We start from the raw sequence: 17,660 nt of genomic DNA, 5'->3' as shown, positions 1-17,660 counted from the left end.
CAAGGACTTCCTTGTTAAATTTATCGGAGTGGTTCTGACGTACTTTAAGAGATCTATAGACTGCGATGTTTGATCATCAAATGATAATAACTCTCCATTATAGGCGCTTATGGGAAAGTTGTTTATAGTGATAAAAAAATGACGATATGAGATGTATTTTTTAAATAAATAATGATTAGTGATTGGGTGAATGGTTTGTTTATTATTTGAAGCTAGGCAGGCAATAACAACACTGAAATAAAAATACATACAGCTCTAAGGCACAATCCATGAGGCGAGAAGCTGTTATTTATGTAAAAACCATCTAAAGCGTTACTTTGACTACGTTCTATCATAATAAATATGCCGCTTATCGACTCCTTACAACAAGCTTTCATACTTTATAGTAAGGTATCAAATTACATAACCTATACATGTGCTTATTAAGTCAGCAGTGTATGGATTTCGCCCGTGGTTTAGATGTCGATATGAATAGATAGGGATACTATTATGTATATGGCTAAGCACTATACAGAATCTCAGCATGTAGATTCATACCAAAGATACAAACTATTATTCTTGGCTTTTGTAGGAGCTATAGGTTTACTTTCTATCAATCACTCGTCCTATGCGATTGTGCCTAACCCAGGAGCCAACTGCCAAGGTGTGACTGGTGCTTCTCAAAGCAGCCTGACAAACGCAGACTACACTAACCTAGTCTCAGCAGTGAATACTGATAATTATGTCAACATCGCAGGCAACGCATCAGGCAGTATTCCCTTACAGATTAAAATGAATACTACAGAGTCGAGCTCGAACACCATATTGGGTAACTTTGGTGTTATTGAGGCTCAAGGAGTCAGAGCCATCAATGTCAGAAGAACGTTCCCTAACACCACGGCCTTTACAGATATCCGTCTAGATTTTCGTAATAGCATTACCATGCAACCAATCTACTTGACCAACGTTGCGTTAAGTGCGTTTGATATTGATTATGCAAATAGTAGCGGTAATAGCTTTGATGACTTTATACAAATTACTGGAGTAAATGAAGCGGGTGCTACCATTACTGGTACCTTTCAACCTATCACTAACTCCAACATTATTTTCAGCCAAAACTTGCAAGGTTTATTAACCAGAACAACCAATGATCCTAACTGTCCAGCTAAGAATCTAGGTACTCAATGCCAAGGCTCTGTTCAGTTTTCTGAACCCGTAAAATCTGTAAATGTCCGTTACTCGAATACAGGATATTTGGCTACAGCCACTAACCAAGAAATTGACTTTCGAGTAGATAACTACTGTTATGTTCCTCAATATATATTTTCTGGTACAGTCTTCGACGATAACGGAGGTATTCCTGAAAATAAAGCGGACAAAAACAATGCTGACATAACCTCTGCAAGCAGTATTTATGCCAATAGACCCAACTATTTTAATGGTCGATATGACCCGAATGCTTCTGAAACAGGTATTGCAGGTAGTACTGTACAGTTGGTCAATTGCTCTAATACAGACGCTATCTACCCTACTCAGTCGGTTATTAGAAATAATGCACCTCTCGGAGAGTATCAGATCAGTATTCCTAAAACGACTTTGTCTAACAACCCCAACCTTTGCTTGCTAGAAAAAAGAACTGGCACCTCCTACCCTATTCGCACGACCTCATCCATAAAAACGATTAATGTAGCGGCCAATACCTATCACTACCCAAATAATGACTTTGGTAGAGTGATTGCCGAAAATGCCGCGTTGGTCTTGCGAAAATCTCAACATGTAAACAACTGCCCAGCGACACTCAACTATGCCAATATCAACGACTCCACAAGCCCAGAAACCGGTTTTAGCACAAACTTAATAGCTGGCATCGCACCGGGTAGATGTATCGCTTATAAAATCACGGCCACCAATCGCGCTAATGTCAATATTGACAATTTTGTGATGCAAGATGAGCTTCAGAAAAAAGGGGTGGCCAATGCCACAGTGACATCGACATTGGCAAACCCTGCGCTCACATCGGCAGACTACGACAGCAGCAGTCCCGCCGTTGGCCAAAACGGTACGGTAAAGACCAAGCCTTTTGTACTACCGCCACGCTCTAAACGTGACTTTTATTTCAATACCAGATATGGCACGACGCAGTAGCGTGCTTAAATCTATGACCATTTTATTTTGAACTGACTGTATCTCTCATGGTTCGTTTTGAGAAGATAGCCACTTCAAACCGCCATTTATCAATTTTCCCATGACATGCCATAGTCTTTTTGTAACTATGCAGTTAAGCCGATAGGGTGCGTTATACCGCCTGTTTTTAACGCCGTTATCTATGCTTGCTGTTGTTATAACGCGACCCATATGACGTTTATTACGATTGCCTGAATCATTAACTCTCGTTTCGGAATTATTTATGAAACCCAGTCTCTATAAACCCAGTCTCTTTAGATATGGCTTAATGACGGTTGGCGTTACCGCTGCATTCGATATCTCAGCCAGTGCAATGGCCAATACCTCTACTGGTACCACGACGACTGATGTATTGATAAAAAACATAGCGACAGCGAATTATGATATTTCTGGTATCAAACAGCCAGAAGTGCGATCTAACGAAGTTGTTGTCAAGGTCTCTGAGCAATTGTCTTTTTCATTAACGGCAAACAATGAAGATGGCACACCAAATGACACGATCAATGAAAACCTAGATGCCACGCCCAATGGCTTTGCAGTATTCCAGCATACGTTGACCAACACCGGTAACCGTAATGACACTTATACGCTCAATTAGTCCCCCAAGGGACGGCAACCATGAGGTTTTCCGTTAAGATAAAGACCAACCATTAGATATGTCTTTGTAATCTATACCTATCAGCATCGTATCAGTAACTGACGCCTCTATTAAAGAATAGTAGAGGCGTTTTATCTCTCAACATCCTGTCGATTAGATGACAAAAACCTTTCTTGTCTTAAAGCACATGCCTTAAAAACATATAAAAAACCAACAAGATCAAACACCTATAAGAAAAAGTATCAAAAATATTTATTAACTTTCTATATGGTTATTTTTGGATTTATACCATCCACCTCCCTTCAGCTACCATTTATCATGTTTCTGGTGACTAATTGTTATCCACTTGTAATAATGCCTGCATGGAATACACCTCGGCGCTGTCGATGTTATTTGCGCTTTTAGGACATATGGCATATATATTGCATATTCTAAATACCTGCTCATCATCGAGCAAATACCAAATCTACAGCAACGATATTAGTAAGGACATCACATGACATTTTATACCGCTATCCGCACAACTTTATTGGCGACCATCGTATCCGCTGGCTTGTTAAACATGGCACACGCTAACGAATCTCTAAAAATGGAGCTAACTGCCAATAAAGTAGTCAAAAATGCAGAAGGTAAAATCAGCTATTTACCGGTCAGTACAGCGCCTGCAGGTACTATTGTTCAATACAAAGCAACCTACACCAACACCATCAATCAAAACATCAACGATCTGGCCGTGACCTTACCTATCCCAGCAAACATGACGTTTACTGGCGAGGTCTTCCCTACTAGCGCGCAAGCCAGTATTGATGGCAAAAACTATGCAGATATGCCGCTCATGCGTAAGGTCGATGGCAAGCTGGTCAAAATCCCTTTATCTGAATACCGTAGCCTTCGTTGGAATATCAAATTATTACCAGCAAAGAAATCTGCCTCCGTGGCACTGAATACCATTGTTGATTGATATGTTTTGTCGACACCTTACACCCCCTTAGGAGAGTTACCGCATGAGAGCGAAATTATTTAAACATTCCGTGTTAACCGTTGGTGTCATCGCTGCGATGGGCACAGCAATCAGTAGCAATGCTGCCAATGTCACTTATGATCAAAACAATGCATTTAAAGTCAAGAACATCGCAACAGCGACATATAAAGTCGTGGGTAACGATACAACGCAGACTGCTGAATCGAACGAAGTCACCGTCAACGTCACAGAAACTGGGGCCTTTAGCTTAATTCCTACTTCAGTGGATAACGATCCTAATGACGATCTGAATAAAGATCAAAACATTGCGCCAAAAGCCGGCGCGACTGTAAACTTCAATCATACGCTCAAAAACGATGGTAACGTCGCCGATACCTATCAGGTGAATATTGGTAATGCTTCAAACGATCAATTTGACTATGCCATTGCCAAAAGCATCATTACCTATCAAAAAGTAGATGCCAATAACAACAATATTGGTGGGGTTGAGACCGTCGCCAATGGAGGCAATATCGCTCTAGGTGCTGGTGAGTCTGCGAAGATTACTATCGCTGCCACCACTGATGCTGCTCGTACCGTTGGTAAAAACGGTATTTTGACCGTATCGGCAACCAGTGCTTATCTAAATGGTAAGGGACAAACTGCAACCGCCAGCAACACTGATAACGCTATCACCACGACCCCTATTTATGCCATCACCAAGTCTGCAGTGACCAATTTGGGCACTCGTAATATTGACTTGAATAATGCCAATGCTTATGTTGATTACACCATCAGTGTGACCAACGAAGGTAACGCTGATGGCACAGACGTCACTATTGAAGACGCGCTACCAAACGGCTTGATGCTTATCAAAAATGGCGAGGCCAATTACACTGCTCCTACCATCAAACGTAATGGCACTGTCGTCAATATCACCCCCTCTGTCACCGACGATAAAATCACCTTTGCTGGTGTAGATATCGCTAAGACACAAACCATCACTGTCACCTTCCGCGCAAAAAAATCCACCAATGCTTCTGTGACCAGTGACTTTGTCAACTACGCGGTTGTCAAAGATGATGTCGATGGCGATGGTACGTTTGACTTGATCGATAACTCAGGTGACAAAACACTAAACGGCACGCCAGAAAACAACTACGAAGACTCAAACCTACCTGCAGATCGTGACGGTAAAGACAATAATGACAATGCCGCGGTAACGCCGACCAGTCAAAACCGTGAGCTGACAATTACCGCCTCTGCCGACAAAGAAGTGGCGCTGCAAAGTCAAAACAATGTGTACAACTACACCATCACCAACAAAGGCAGTGATGTAACAGAAGCGGCCAATCCAGGTGAAGTATTGTTTACTGTACTGCCAACTGATGACAACCAAAAAATCAATATCGGCCAAGTATTCGTCGACGCAAACAACAATGGCAAATTGGACAATGGTGAAACGATACTGACCGCCAACCCAAACAACCAGTACGACCTAAACCAAGCGGCACCAAATGGTCTAGTATCTGCTAAAGGTAATACTCCTGCAGGTTCAGTTGTCATCGGTGTTGTGGTAAATACCAACGGTTCAGGTAGCAAAAAATCTCCAAACGTCACTGACATTGGTACCTCTGAAAAAATGACGATCACTGTACTACCGCAAACAGTGATCAATGGCACGCCAGCACCTGCCAATGTGAATACCACCTCAACCACTACCATGCAAGGCATTGATTTGGATAAATTCCAAGCAGTGGCAGCGTGTGGTACAGCGCCAACAGCGATTACTAACTGGGTTACCTCTGATATTAACGCCACTGCTGGTGCTTGTATTTTTTATAAACTAGAGGCCATCAACACCTTTACCAACACTCAGATTAACAATGTGGTGTTGTCAGATACGCTCAAAAGCACTACATATCAGAATGATTTTGCCTCTGATACCTCGGCCAACTCACCAGTGGCAACGCCTAGCATCAACGACAGCTTGATAACTGGTACGTTTAGTAAATTGGTCGGAAAAGAAGTGGGGAATGTGTATTTTTCTGCCAAGATTTCTCAGACAGGCACAAACTAAACCCTAATCCACCATCTTAAACATTATTGATATTTTAGGCGCTTTCTTCACCTACGGTCAGGAAAGCGTCCCTTACTCCTAAACATTTGGAGCGGTTTTATCATATTTTCTTTCATAAGTAGGATTACTAATTATGCGCCAAGCCGTATTTTTGTCTCGTAACCCACGCTATCAGACCGGTGCGTTGACTACGCTGGCAGCGTCGATGCTACTTATGCAAGCAAATATCGCTCATGCCGAAAACGGCAAGGGTGTGATTGATATCGACAATATCGCCAGTGTCAATTATGTCGTGGCCGCTGGCAGCCCTCAATCAGGCACCTCTAACAATGTAAAAGTCAAAACCTTTACCCTCCCTCAGTATGCGATCAGCCTCACTCAGCCGCCGATGCAGACCGTCGAGCGCGGTGACACTATCGAGTGGGTTAATGTGTTATCCAATAATGGTACTTATGATGAGATCGTCACCTTAAGCTACGACTATCCAAGCAGCTCGTCTAACTTTAAGGTTTATCAAGACCTGAATAAAAATGGCCGTATTGATGATAATGAGTCCGCGCTGCGCAATCCAAATCAGATAAAAATCGGACAAGGTGAGAGTATTCAGCTCATCATCCAAGCGCTGGCTGCAGCCGATGCCGCAGATGGTGACACCGCAGATATCAAGCTCGGTGCCGTCGTGGCAAACGATGAGTCAGTGATTGCCTCAGCCACAGATAGCTTGGTCATCGTCGAGCCTAATATTCGCTTTACCAACGCTGATTTTCTTGGTGATAAAGATACCTCTCAAGTGGGCAAACGCGTCTACGCCGAAGCAGGTTACGCTCAGTGTAATGCCCAGTATGATAAACCTGATCAAATCTGGGTGACAATAAAATCTCCTCAGACTGGCGATAGCTATGCGCTAAAGGGCATAGAGACAGGCGATAATACAGGTAAATACCACTTATCTGCCGCCACGCAAAACAACGCCAATGCTATAAATGATCAAGTCATCCAAACACTGCAGGGCGATGACTTAGCCATCAGCTTAGACGCTTGTATCGCACCTTCAGTCGGCTTAAACGAGCAGCCGTCCACTGCTGACTTAAACTTTTTGACAGAAAACATCAGCAGCCGCATTGCCATCATCGATGATGCTCCTACCTTGACGGTACAAAAAGAAGCCGATGTCAAAGCTGCTGAGTTTGGCGACTACGTCAATTACACAATCAGCGTGACCAACGATGGTAAAGCAACCGCTTACGATGTACAGCTAAAAGACGCACTGCCGCGCGGCTTTGATTATGTCAAAGGCAGCGTACGTGTCGACAAAGGCACCAGCAACGTTGAGATCCAACAAGCGCAAACGACAGAATTTAAAGCAGATGGTAAATATCAGGTTCTAACCTTAGGCGATCTGACTGCTGGAGAAACCAAAAACATCACCTATCGTGTCTTGATTGGCTCATCAGCACTAGGCGGCGACGGCATCAACCGCGCTATTGCACGGGGTCGCGACTCTAAAGCTGGCGGCACGACCATCACCTCTAGAGAAGCACAGTGGCCAGTTGAGGTCAGCCGCGGGGTCATGAATACGGAAGGCATCATCATCGGTAAGGTTTACCATGACATCAACCGCGATGGTATTCAGCAAAAAGAAGATGGTGAGCTGGGTGTCGCTGGTGTGCGTATCTATATGGAAAACGGTAACTTTATCGTCACTGACCCTGAAGGTAAATATAACTTTTATGGCGTGAGTGCCAAGACGCATGTGCTAAAGGTTGACCGCACAACCATACCTAGAGAGACTGAGCTGGTCATTCAAAGTAACCGCAATGCTGGTGATGCTGGCAGCCGTTTCGTTGACCTAAAATATGGAGAACTGCATCGCGCTGACTTCGCTATCGTCGGTGGTATGGGCGATAGCACAGATCGTCTAAACGCAGAGCTGGTAGCGCGTAGCAAGAGTATAGGTACAAAAAACGATGCTTTAGAAAAAGCGATACAAAACGAGCTGACTTTAGAGCCTGACTATGATCGTGATGTGACTGATAATGTTGATGCCAGTGGTTGTAAGTCTAATGACGACTTAGATCAGAGCATAAAATGTAACTCTGCTATCGTCAATGACATGACTACACCTAATGCTGAGCGTATAGAAATGGCTGTTAAAACCATCAAGCAGCCAAAAGCTGAACTGTTAGAAGAGTCCCTAAAAGAAGTGGCAAGCAATGAGGTTGCTTTTATTAACTTGAGCAGCGGTCAGCAGCTGGCCTCACATAAGCAACTGGTTCAAGTACAAGCGCCATTGGGCTCAAACTTTACCCTATATGCCAATGGCAAGCCCGTATCCGAACAACAAATCGGTAAAACCGCTGAGCAAGAAAAACAAAAAGTCATCGCTTTTGACTATTATGCCGTCGACCTAAAGCGTGGACGCAATACCCTACGCGGTGTCGCAACAGACATTAACGGTAAGATCATCTCTGAGCAGAGCATCGAGGTGCTCACTCCTGATAGCTTACAGGCGATTGATTATCGTACCCAAGATAGCTTAGTCCCAGCCGATGGTGTCAGCGAATATCAAATCGTCATCAGTCTAAAAGACCGTGATGGCCGCCCTTATGTCGCCTCTACCCCGATGACCATCGACACCAGCATCGGTCGGATCAATTTGCCTGATAGCAATAAAGACCAGGCTGGCACCCAAGTTACCGTTAATGGTGACGAGCTACTCATCCCAATCATTGCGCCAAGTGCGCCGGGCAAAGGTGAGCTGGTCATCGATACGGGTAGTAGTAAGCAAGTCATTCCGTTACAGTTTACTGCCAAGCTGCGCCCACTGATCGCTGTTGGTATCGTAGAAGGCGCCATCTCACTCAAAGACTTTGATGGCAGCAATATCACAGATGCACAAGGTGCGTTCGAGCAAGAGCTGCATGAAATCTCAGGCAATGATGATTATTCAGCCACTGGTCGTGTAGCGATGTTCCTAAAAGGCAAAGTACGCGGCGATTATCTGCTGACACTGGCCTATGATAGCGACAAAAAAGGCGAGCGCCTGTTCCGTGATATCGATCCGGGCGAGTATTATCCTGTATATGGCGATTCATCAGCCAAAGGCTTTGATGCCCAATCGACCAGCAAGCTTTATGTACGTGTCGATAAAGGCCGCTCGTTTGCGATGTATGGCGATCTAAAAACCCAAATCGACAATGATGAAGGGATTGAGCTTGGTCAATACAATCGCACCTTGACTGGTCTAAAAGCGCAATTTGAGGACGATAATACCCATATTACCGCCTTTGCTGCCGAAACCAGCACCTCACAACGCGTCAATGAGACTCGTGGTCTTGGTATCTCAGGCCCTTATCCCCTGGGCGAAGACTTTGATGCGGTACTTGAAAACTCAGAGACGGTCGAAGTAATCACGCGTGATGCCAACAACTCAGGCCTTATTATCAGCCGCAAAACACTGACCCGCTTTGCCGATTATGAAATCGACCCGATTAGCCGCAGTTTATACCTAAAATCGCCAATTGCCAGTCTCGATATCGATGGTAACCCGATCTACCTACGGGTGACGGTAGAGGTCGATGAAGGTGGTGAAAAATACTGGGTTGGTGGTGTGGCTGCTAAGCAACAACTGACTAAAAAAGTCGCTATCGGTGGTAGCTATATCCATAGTGATGACCCACTTAATAAAGAAGAGCTGGCGAGCATTAACAGCGTTATTAAGTTTAACGACAAGCTAAAACTGGTCGCTGAATATGCTAGAAACAAAGCAGAAAACCCCAATTACGACCCCAGCAATCAGATCAACAGCAATGAGCTTACTGGCAATGACGTCGAAGGCGACGCTTTCAGAGTGGAGCTTGATTATGATGATAAGAAAAACACCCGCGCCAAAGCCTATTATCATGATGCCGATACAGGGTTTGTCACTGGTGCATCGCCGCTAACTGCTGGGCGTACGGAGTCTGGCGTAGAAGTCACTCATACCTTTAATGATAAAAACACCGCCTTAAAACTAGAAGGTGTACGCACAGAAGACCACGCCACTGATGCCAACCGTGAAGGCGTACAGGCCAGTGTCGAGCAGCGCCTGAGCAAAAACATCGTGGGTGAAGTTGGTCTGCGCTACTATAAGCAAGATGCCACGGCAGCCTCACGCAATACGCAAGCGGTAACAGAGGTGGTAGATCTCACTGATGACACGGTATTTAACGATAACATTATCAACCAGTCAGCACTGAATGGTGTTAGTAATGCGGATAAAGACATCAAAGGCACCACCGCTCGCGCGCGTATTACCGCGCGGCTTCCTAAACTTAATAACTCTCTAGTATTTGCCGAATATGAGCAAGATATTGACAATAGCGAGCGTAACGCCACCTCTATCGGCGGTGAGACAGCACTGAGTAACCTCGGGCGCTTATATGCGCGTCACGACCTAATCAATAGCTTATCTGGCAGTTATGGCCTTGATGATACAGACGAGCGCCAGCGTACGGTCGTGGGCTTTGATGCCACTTACATGAAAGACGGCAAAGTCTATAGCGAATACCGCATGCGTGATGCAATCAGCGCGCGCGAGACCGAAGCGGCCATCGGTCTCAAAAACAAATGGTACGTGCAAGAAGGCCTGACCCTGAGCACCTTGTTTGAGCGCGTCGAATCGCTAGAAGGCGAGACAGACAATACGGCGACCGCAGCGGGCATTGGTGTTGAATACTTAGCCAAAGAGAACTACAAAGCCTCAGGACGCTTTGAGAAACGTTGGGGTGAGACCAGCGACACCTTATTAGGAAGTGCAGGCATCGCCTATCGTTATACCGATGATATTACCTTACTTGCCAAAGACATCTACTCACAGGTCGACTATGATGATGGCCATCGCACCATCAACCGTTTTCAGTTAGGCGCCGCCTATCGCGACTATGATAGCAATCAGCTAGACATGCTGGCAAAACTTGAATACCGCTTAGATGACAATGCTACTGGCACTGACCAATATCAAAAAGATACAACGATATGGTCGTGGAGCGGCAACTACCATCCAACGCGCGCGCTCACCCTCTCTAGTCGCTATGCAGGTAAATATACCCAATATGACGCTAATGATATCGTCAGCGAAAACACCGCGCATGCCGTCTATGCGCGCGGTTTATATGACATCAGCGAGCGCTGGGATATAGGTCTACAAGCCGGTACTTACTGGAATAAGCAAGCGGATGATATGTCGTATATGCTTGGCGCAGAAGTCGGCTACAGCCCGATGACCAACCTATGGTTGTCACTTGGTTATAACTTTATGGGTTTTGAGGATGAAGATATCGCTTATGACGACAGTACGCAAGAAGGCGCTTACTTCAGATTACGCTTTAAGTTTGACGAGGATTTATTCAAACGCGAAGACCCACGCAAAAATAAGCGTTTACCGAGCAACGCGACGCTATAATCTGACGAAATTGTCGTCGCTCTGAGCTGCGGCAATTCTTTCATTACTGTACTGATATGTATCTACTAGCTTATATTTTTCCATTGGTTTATATATACTGATAAACGTTTGATATAGTGATTAGAGTGTATCCTAATACTAACAAACATTTAAAAATAAAACCGATTGCTTGAATAAAAAGGTTGTAATATGTCGAAGTCTGCTACCACAGTAGCTACCTACAAACACTCTCTTTATACGGCACTGTCCGCAGTATTGCTACTCACGTCTGCTTCATCAGCATTGGCAGCAAGCGACCGTGTCAAAGCGAATACACTGATAAGTAATGACTACTGCCATAGCAACTTAGAAAATCACATCCCTTCTTATCAATACCAAAGCGCCGAGCAGCAGGCGTTGAGCTGTATGCTCACACAGGTAAAACCCTATCAGCAAGCGGATAAGACAGCACGCCAGCGCTACTGGGCCTACAAAGCGCAAGCCTGGCTCAACTACGCCCTTCATCAAAACAGTATCAATAGCCGCTCTACCGCTGGTGCCTACGCTGCCCAAGCGGCAGAGTCCATCTTACGAGCCCTGCAAGAGGGTACAGAGCAGCGCATCGATCTGTATCAGGACATCCCTGCGATGTCTGCCTTGATGCGGCCGGACCTATGGGCAACTATAAGCGCCCTCAAAGACAGTGACGGCATCGCTGTCGCCCCGCGTGAGATGGCGTTTAGTGAAGTGGCTCTGATTTGGGCGGCCACCAATCAATGCGCGCGCGGCTGGCGAGAGTCAGGGATTCATTTTCGCATGGCCGATCGCTGGCTTGAGCAAGCACGCCAAGCCTACGTCAATGCTCACGACTCACAGGCCAATGTTGCCCTGCAAGCGCGTATCATTCGCTATTATGAGGCGTACGCCCCTCTTGATTCAGGCGAAGACACATGTCGTGGGCAAGCGCTCTCTTCTATCTAAGCCTCCCACCCTGCTAACTAAGCATAAGTACAGACACAGACATAAAAAAAGCCGACTATGCAGTGAGCATGTCGGCTTTTTCGTTGCTATTTGACCAGTAGCATACTGTCAACTAACGGTTTTTGCGCGGTAGTTTTTCTGGCAAATAACAGCGCAAATAAGCGATAAATGCCGTATTTGCTTCTTGAATATAGTCACTGGTGATGCTTTGATGACGACGATACGACAAAGTAAAGATCGCATTGACGATGCTATAAGCAATCAATAACGTGTCTTGAATATCATCAAAATTTGGCATCTCATAACGCTCTGATAAGCGCTTATACACCAAGTCTACAATTTGATGATCGATGTCTTCACCAAAACTGTCACCTTCAAAATCAGGCGTATTGGTGTCATAGATCAGCTTGGCTTTGGTTTCATCATTATGAAAGATTGTCACACACTTATCGATCAATGCGGTCAAATACCCCTGCCATCTGTCGTAATTGCCGATATCGACCGTCTCTACCATCTCTAATATCTCGATTGCGTTCAAAAAACGCAACGCTAAAAATATCGCTTCGATATTAGGGAAGAAATGATAAGCAGATGCGCGCGGGATACCTGCCTCTTCGCATACCGCTGCAAGGGTAATATCGTTAATAGCATGGGTTTCGCTTAGCTTTTTGGCACCAGCCAATAGCTTTTGACGACGTGCTCGACCCTGCTGACTGGTAAACTTGAACTTATTTGGTACCAGCTTTTTTGCCAGCTCCGAATCTACCAATACGTCTTCAATCTTTTCGTCTTTATTTTCGCTCATTGTAAGTCTCTTAATGTTACGCCCTATTTTATAAATACGGTCTTTATTGAAAGTTTGGTCTTAAATAAAAAACAACGATGATTGACTAAAAATAAGTCATTGATATCATTGCCACCGCTTTCAATAAGGAGGCATCATAAACGCTTGTATACTATCAAGCAAGGCAGTTTAGTGGGTTAAAAATAATCTATGAGTCAACGACATAACAATGTCGATATAACCGTATGATACTGTTAATTATTTAGTTTCATTTTCGCTCTTATAATACCATGATCGATGACCCTATCTGCATAATCCCATTTTAAATGATCATTAAAGTAGTCCACCCGCTCTACCTGACCGAGCGAAAACTTGCTATCAGGTAAGAACTCTTCTGACACAAATAATTGATCGATGACCTCTGGCATACCTTGGTAAATATGAGTATAAGCCACATCTTTCATCCAGCCATAACGCGCCTGGATACGGGCGGCATCAAACAATGCAACATCGCGCATGCTTTTATCATAATTGACCTCGCCCGTCTCCGTCATCAGCTGCGTGGTGACGCTATTCGTCACATCATTCATGTCACCCAACAAAATCAGCGGCTCACGCGTATTCTGCAAACGCTCGATGATAGACATACGAATCGAAGCCGCTTCGGCCGCACGCATACAAAGACTTCGTAGCTTGGCACGGACTCTGATATTAGGGTCATCCATATCTTCTAGCAAGTTGCCGGCCTCATCCCGCAAGAAAAAAGCACGTTTGCTTTTTAGATGCGCAGTGACAATGGTGATTGGCTGACCATAAGCATCGACACGCACCATCAGCGGCGGCCGATTAAAGCGCTGGTAGAGACCCACATCAGGGACATCAATCACCGCCTTCGGTGCCACCTCTTCTAACAAACTGACCTCTAACGACTCAAAACGGCTGATCATGCCTACCGCTGGTGTCTTCTGGGCGCCCTGCCCTTGGGTATGAGGGCTAGCCGCATCATTGCTTGCCAGCGGTGCGATAACGTGCTTTGCTTCAAAACCCAAAGACTCCGCCAGCGCTACTAAAGCGGCTCTATCCCAAACCTCTTGTACAGCGATGATATCGGCATGGGCCTTCGCCAGTAACTCGCTGATACCGCGTAGTTTATGATTGTATTCAGTATCATTATAAGCAGGGGCATTGTCATAATAAACGCGGTTGGGATTTGCAAAGTTCAATAAGTTTGCGGTCGCAATATAAAATTGATGATTATCAGCCTTGTTATTCATATATTCCCTATTATTTTTATAATGTCTGATATATTCATTAACATCCATACATAATAAACTTTTTTCATAAAAAAAGCTTCCAAAGATGCCTTCGGAAGCCTCAAAATAACATAAATAATATAAATAAAAGTGATTGAAAGAAACTAATGTACAATTAAACTCTCTGCTGTAACGTCATAGTAAGCTCTTATAATACTGCTTAGTCTTTAGACAGTTACGCTTTTTATTTATATTTTTTTGATGAGTTTTTATAAGACTTTTAGTGTCTTATAAAGAAGACAGTTAAGAAACACGGTTCCATGCATCGCGTGAGGCTCGGCGAGCATCATTCCACTCTAGGCGAGACTCGCCTTTTACTTCGTGCCATGAGCGCTCTAAATCAGCTTCGTGGTCTTCAAAACGCGCATCGGCTGGATAGCGCGCACGATTGGCGTAGCCTACTGCATATGCTGGGTGCAAATCACGATCAAAATCTAGACCTTCACGATAGTAGTCTGCATTGGCATACTCAGCGCGCCAGTATGCTTCTTCACGTGTCGGATCGATCGCTTCTGCGGCTGCATGACCTGCTCCGCCACCAACGACTGCACCAATCGCGCCGCCAATTAGCGTCCCTAGTGGCCCTGCCATTGTACCGATAGCCGCGCCCGCTGCTGCACCGCCAACACCGCCAACGCCTGTGCCGACAGGATGAGAGCCTGGTTCACCGGTAATGATGTCTGCGTTTAAGTCTTTTTTAGACTCTTTTGACATGTGTTTTACTTCACTGCGATCGATACCGTCATGGTTACTCATAATATTATCCTTAAATTATTTGTTATATTTTAACTACTCAGACCGCTAAACTCGCGGACTTGCGAATACCATTAAAGTATAGGAATTTATGGATAAGCTTCGATAGACGCGTTATGTAAACTCTGTCCCACTTCAGATTGCCTTACGTTACAGCCTGTATCTTTCTCACGGTCGTGTACGGTCGTTTCAGGTTTTCAGTAATACTCCTTTATTAATTTTATCGCCTTCTTAATTTTCTATATCATTAGGGCGTGTCGAACATTCGACCATGGCACTGACAGCGACTATTTTTTAGGCGATTCAATGTTAAAAATAATAAGTTTAGTCATTCTAAGCGCTTATTTTTAACGATGAAGCGGCAAAAAAGAGTCCTGTCCCTGCGGGCTGATGCTAAAATTGCCCCATACTGCGTTACAAATCTCGCTAAGGCATCTGCATTATCGTCGCTTTGTGCCTTGTCTGGAACAATTTTAGCGATCAGCAGTGCCTATTTGCGAATGTTCAACACGCCCTATTTATCGCCTTGTTTTATAGCGGCATTAAGGATCGTTTGATGGCTTGCTGCCATTTACTCAGATGCTGCTCACGCATATCTGCCGACATGCTCGGCTCAAATATACGCTCTACTTGCCAAGACGCTTGCATCGTGGTGTCATCATAAAGCCCTGTTTTTAGACCCGCGAGCATTGCTGCACCTTTTGCGGTGATTTCTGTGTCTCTAGGGCGCAGCACCGGCACATCCAGCAGATCTGCCTGAAACTGCATCAACAAATCATTATTGGCCGCGCCGCCATCTACCCTAAGCTCTGTAAGCGGATGGGGGCTGTCTTTTTGCATTGCAATCAGCACGTCATAGGTCTGATAAGCGACCGCTTCTAGCGCTGCGCGAGCAATATGCGCCTTAGTAGTGCCGCGGCTCATCCCAGTGATACTAGCGCTGATATCAGAGCGCCAATAGGGCGCGCCAAGTCCTGTAAAAGCTGGCAATAGTACCACCTCCTCACTACTGTCTACTTGCCGTGCCAAATCCTCCACCTCACCACTTGTCTTAATCATACCCAAATTATCTCGTAGCCACTGGACAATGGCGCCTGCCATAAACACACTACCTTCCAAGGCATAGGTCACTTCTTTTTTTGGTGGCTGTAATAGGCGCATACCTGACTGGACGATTTGGTCAAATGATAAGTTATCTGGACGCGTTGGGCTGGTTTTTCGCTGCCACGCGATGGTGGTCAGCAGTTTATGGTCGCTGATTTTTGGCTGTTTGCCTATGTTCATCAGCATAAAACACCCAGTCCCGTAGGTGTTTTTGGCCATACCCGCCTCCAGACAGCCTTGGCCAAAGAGCGCCGCTTGCTGATCGCCCAATACCGACTGAATGGGTATTTGCTTGGCAAATAGGCCTCTTTTGGTCTTACCAAAATCTCCATCAGATGGCAAAACGGTGGGCAGTATACTCATAGGTATCGAAAAACGGGCACACAGCGCCTCTGACCATGCCAGCTTATGAATATCAAACAATAACGTCCGAGATGCATTGGTCACATCGATGACATGCGCGCCACCAGTCAGTTTGTATATCAACCAGCTATCGATGGTGCCCACCGCTATCTCACCTCTACTGGCGCGCACGCTCAGCTTAGGGTTGTTTTCGAGCAGCCAAGCGATTTTGCTGGCGCTAAAATATGGATCGAGGCGTAGGCCAGTCAGACGCTGCACCTCTTCTGCCATGCTATGCTGCGCGCCGCTATCGAGACCTGTGTCGCTACCTGCAATCTTGCTCGATGCGTTTTTGCTCCGTACACCGCTGTCAGACTCGCCGCGACTTGCAGGCTCAGCCGCCAGAGTTTTGCAATAGCTGGCCGTACGCCTATCTTGCCAAATAATCGCTGGCGCTAATGGCTTGCCGGTTTGTTTGTCCCACATCACAATAGATTCGCGCTGGTTGGTGATGGCAATGCTACTGACATCGGTGGCCAGCAGGCCTGCAAGGTTGATCACATCGTGCGCACAGCTAATCTGCGTCTGCCAAATTTGCTGGGCGTCTTGCTCCACAAAACCTGCCTTAGGTGTTTGCAAGCTCGTCGGTTGCTGCGCCATCTTGATGGGGCGTGCGTGATCGTCGTAGAGTATCGCCCGGCTCGATGTCGTGCCTTGATCTAAGGCCAATATATATCCTGCCATTACCTGCCCCTTTTTGCTGATATGCTAAATAATCATCAGCTCAGTTTATAATATCTTCTGAGCCTGTCCTATTCTGAGTATAATCGATGTACTCTAAAAAGAGCATAGCGCTACTGGGATGCTCTTTTTAAACGTAGGTTGCGCAGCCTCTGGGAACGCAGCACGCCAGTAAAATTTATACCAGTAGCGCGTTTAAGTTTATATAACAGTTCCATTTTCAACTGACTATATGTCCTATATAACGCTAAGCCTTCTATTTTTGATGTTAGGCTTGTGATACCGATTATAGCGCGGTATTTTGCCGGCACTGCTTGCCCTCTGTATAGCAATCTTTTGCGCAGTTTGAAGTCTACTCATTTACTGTAGCTGATTGTCTATCATAGCGCTATTTAATACACAATAGAAAAAGTCAAAA

The 17,660-nt window shown here is 45.3% G+C and carries 10 protein-coding genes; 6 read left to right on the top strand and 4 right to left on the bottom strand.

Going from position 1 to position 17,660, the window contains the following annotated elements:
* Nucleotides 1–489: 489 nt before the first annotated feature.
* The 6 genes from R0I52_RS07015 (at nucleotide 490) to R0I52_RS06990 (ending at nucleotide 12,205) form a co-directional block, all read left to right on the top strand.
* Nucleotides 490–2,124 carry a hypothetical protein gene (locus tag R0I52_RS07015; RefSeq protein WP_317053723.1) on the top strand — a complete coding sequence of 545 codons (1,635 nt, stop codon included), beginning with the start codon at nucleotides 490–492 and terminating at the stop codon, nucleotides 2,122–2,124.
* Between the two features lie 262 nt (nucleotides 2,125–2,386).
* On the top strand, nucleotides 2,387–2,761 hold the full coding sequence (locus R0I52_RS07010; protein ID WP_317053722.1) for a hypothetical protein: 375 nt from the start codon (nucleotides 2,387–2,389) through the stop codon (nucleotides 2,759–2,761).
* Nucleotides 2,762–3,257: 496 nt separating this feature from the next.
* Nucleotides 3,258–3,722, top strand: coding sequence for a hypothetical protein (locus tag R0I52_RS07005; protein WP_317053721.1), 465 nt, complete (start codon nucleotides 3,258–3,260; stop codon nucleotides 3,720–3,722).
* Between the two features lie 43 nt (nucleotides 3,723–3,765).
* Nucleotides 3,766–5,802 carry a hypothetical protein gene (locus R0I52_RS07000; protein WP_317053720.1) on the top strand — a complete coding sequence of 679 codons (2,037 nt, stop codon included), beginning with the start codon at nucleotides 3,766–3,768 and terminating at the stop codon, nucleotides 5,800–5,802.
* A 133-nt stretch (nucleotides 5,803–5,935) separates the two neighbouring features.
* Nucleotides 5,936–11,245 carry a hypothetical protein gene (locus tag R0I52_RS06995; RefSeq protein ID WP_317053719.1) on the top strand — a complete coding sequence of 1,770 codons (5,310 nt, stop codon included), beginning with the start codon at nucleotides 5,936–5,938 and terminating at the stop codon, nucleotides 11,243–11,245.
* Nucleotides 11,246–11,434: 189 nt separating this feature from the next.
* Nucleotides 11,435–12,205 (top strand): hypothetical protein, encoded by a 771-nt coding sequence (locus tag R0I52_RS06990; RefSeq protein ID WP_317053718.1) that lies wholly within the window; start codon nucleotides 11,435–11,437, stop codon nucleotides 12,203–12,205.
* 112 nt (nucleotides 12,206–12,317) lie between these two features.
* Here the strand turns inward: R0I52_RS06990 and R0I52_RS06985 are convergent, their stop codons facing one another.
* From R0I52_RS06985 to R0I52_RS06970, 4 genes are all read right to left on the bottom strand, one after another.
* On the bottom strand, nucleotides 12,318–13,010 hold the full coding sequence (locus R0I52_RS06985; protein WP_274632680.1) for a TetR/AcrR family transcriptional regulator: 693 nt from the start codon (nucleotides 13,008–13,010) through the stop codon (nucleotides 12,318–12,320).
* A 233-nt stretch (nucleotides 13,011–13,243) separates the two neighbouring features.
* Complete coding sequence (locus tag R0I52_RS06980; RefSeq protein WP_317053717.1) at nucleotides 13,244–14,263, bottom strand: endonuclease/exonuclease/phosphatase family protein; 1,020 nt, start codon at nucleotides 14,261–14,263, stop codon at nucleotides 13,244–13,246.
* A 282-nt stretch (nucleotides 14,264–14,545) separates the two neighbouring features.
* On the bottom strand, nucleotides 14,546–15,058 hold the full coding sequence (locus tag R0I52_RS06975) for a hypothetical protein (RefSeq protein WP_288999630.1): 513 nt from the start codon (nucleotides 15,056–15,058) through the stop codon (nucleotides 14,546–14,548).
* A gap of 528 nt (nucleotides 15,059–15,586) precedes the next feature.
* Nucleotides 15,587–17,245, bottom strand: a complete 1,659-nt coding sequence (locus tag R0I52_RS06970; protein ID WP_317053716.1) for a glycerol kinase — start codon at nucleotides 17,243–17,245, stop codon at nucleotides 15,587–15,589.
* Nucleotides 17,246–17,660 lie beyond the last annotated feature (415 nt).

It is taken from the genome of Psychrobacter sp. CAM01 (assembly GCF_032842965.1).
GTDB classification, from domain to species: domain Bacteria; phylum Pseudomonadota; class Gammaproteobacteria; order Pseudomonadales; family Moraxellaceae; genus Psychrobacter; species Psychrobacter celer.
Note: the sequence above shows the minus strand (reverse complement) of the source record. Positions and strands in the feature narration are given on the sequence as shown.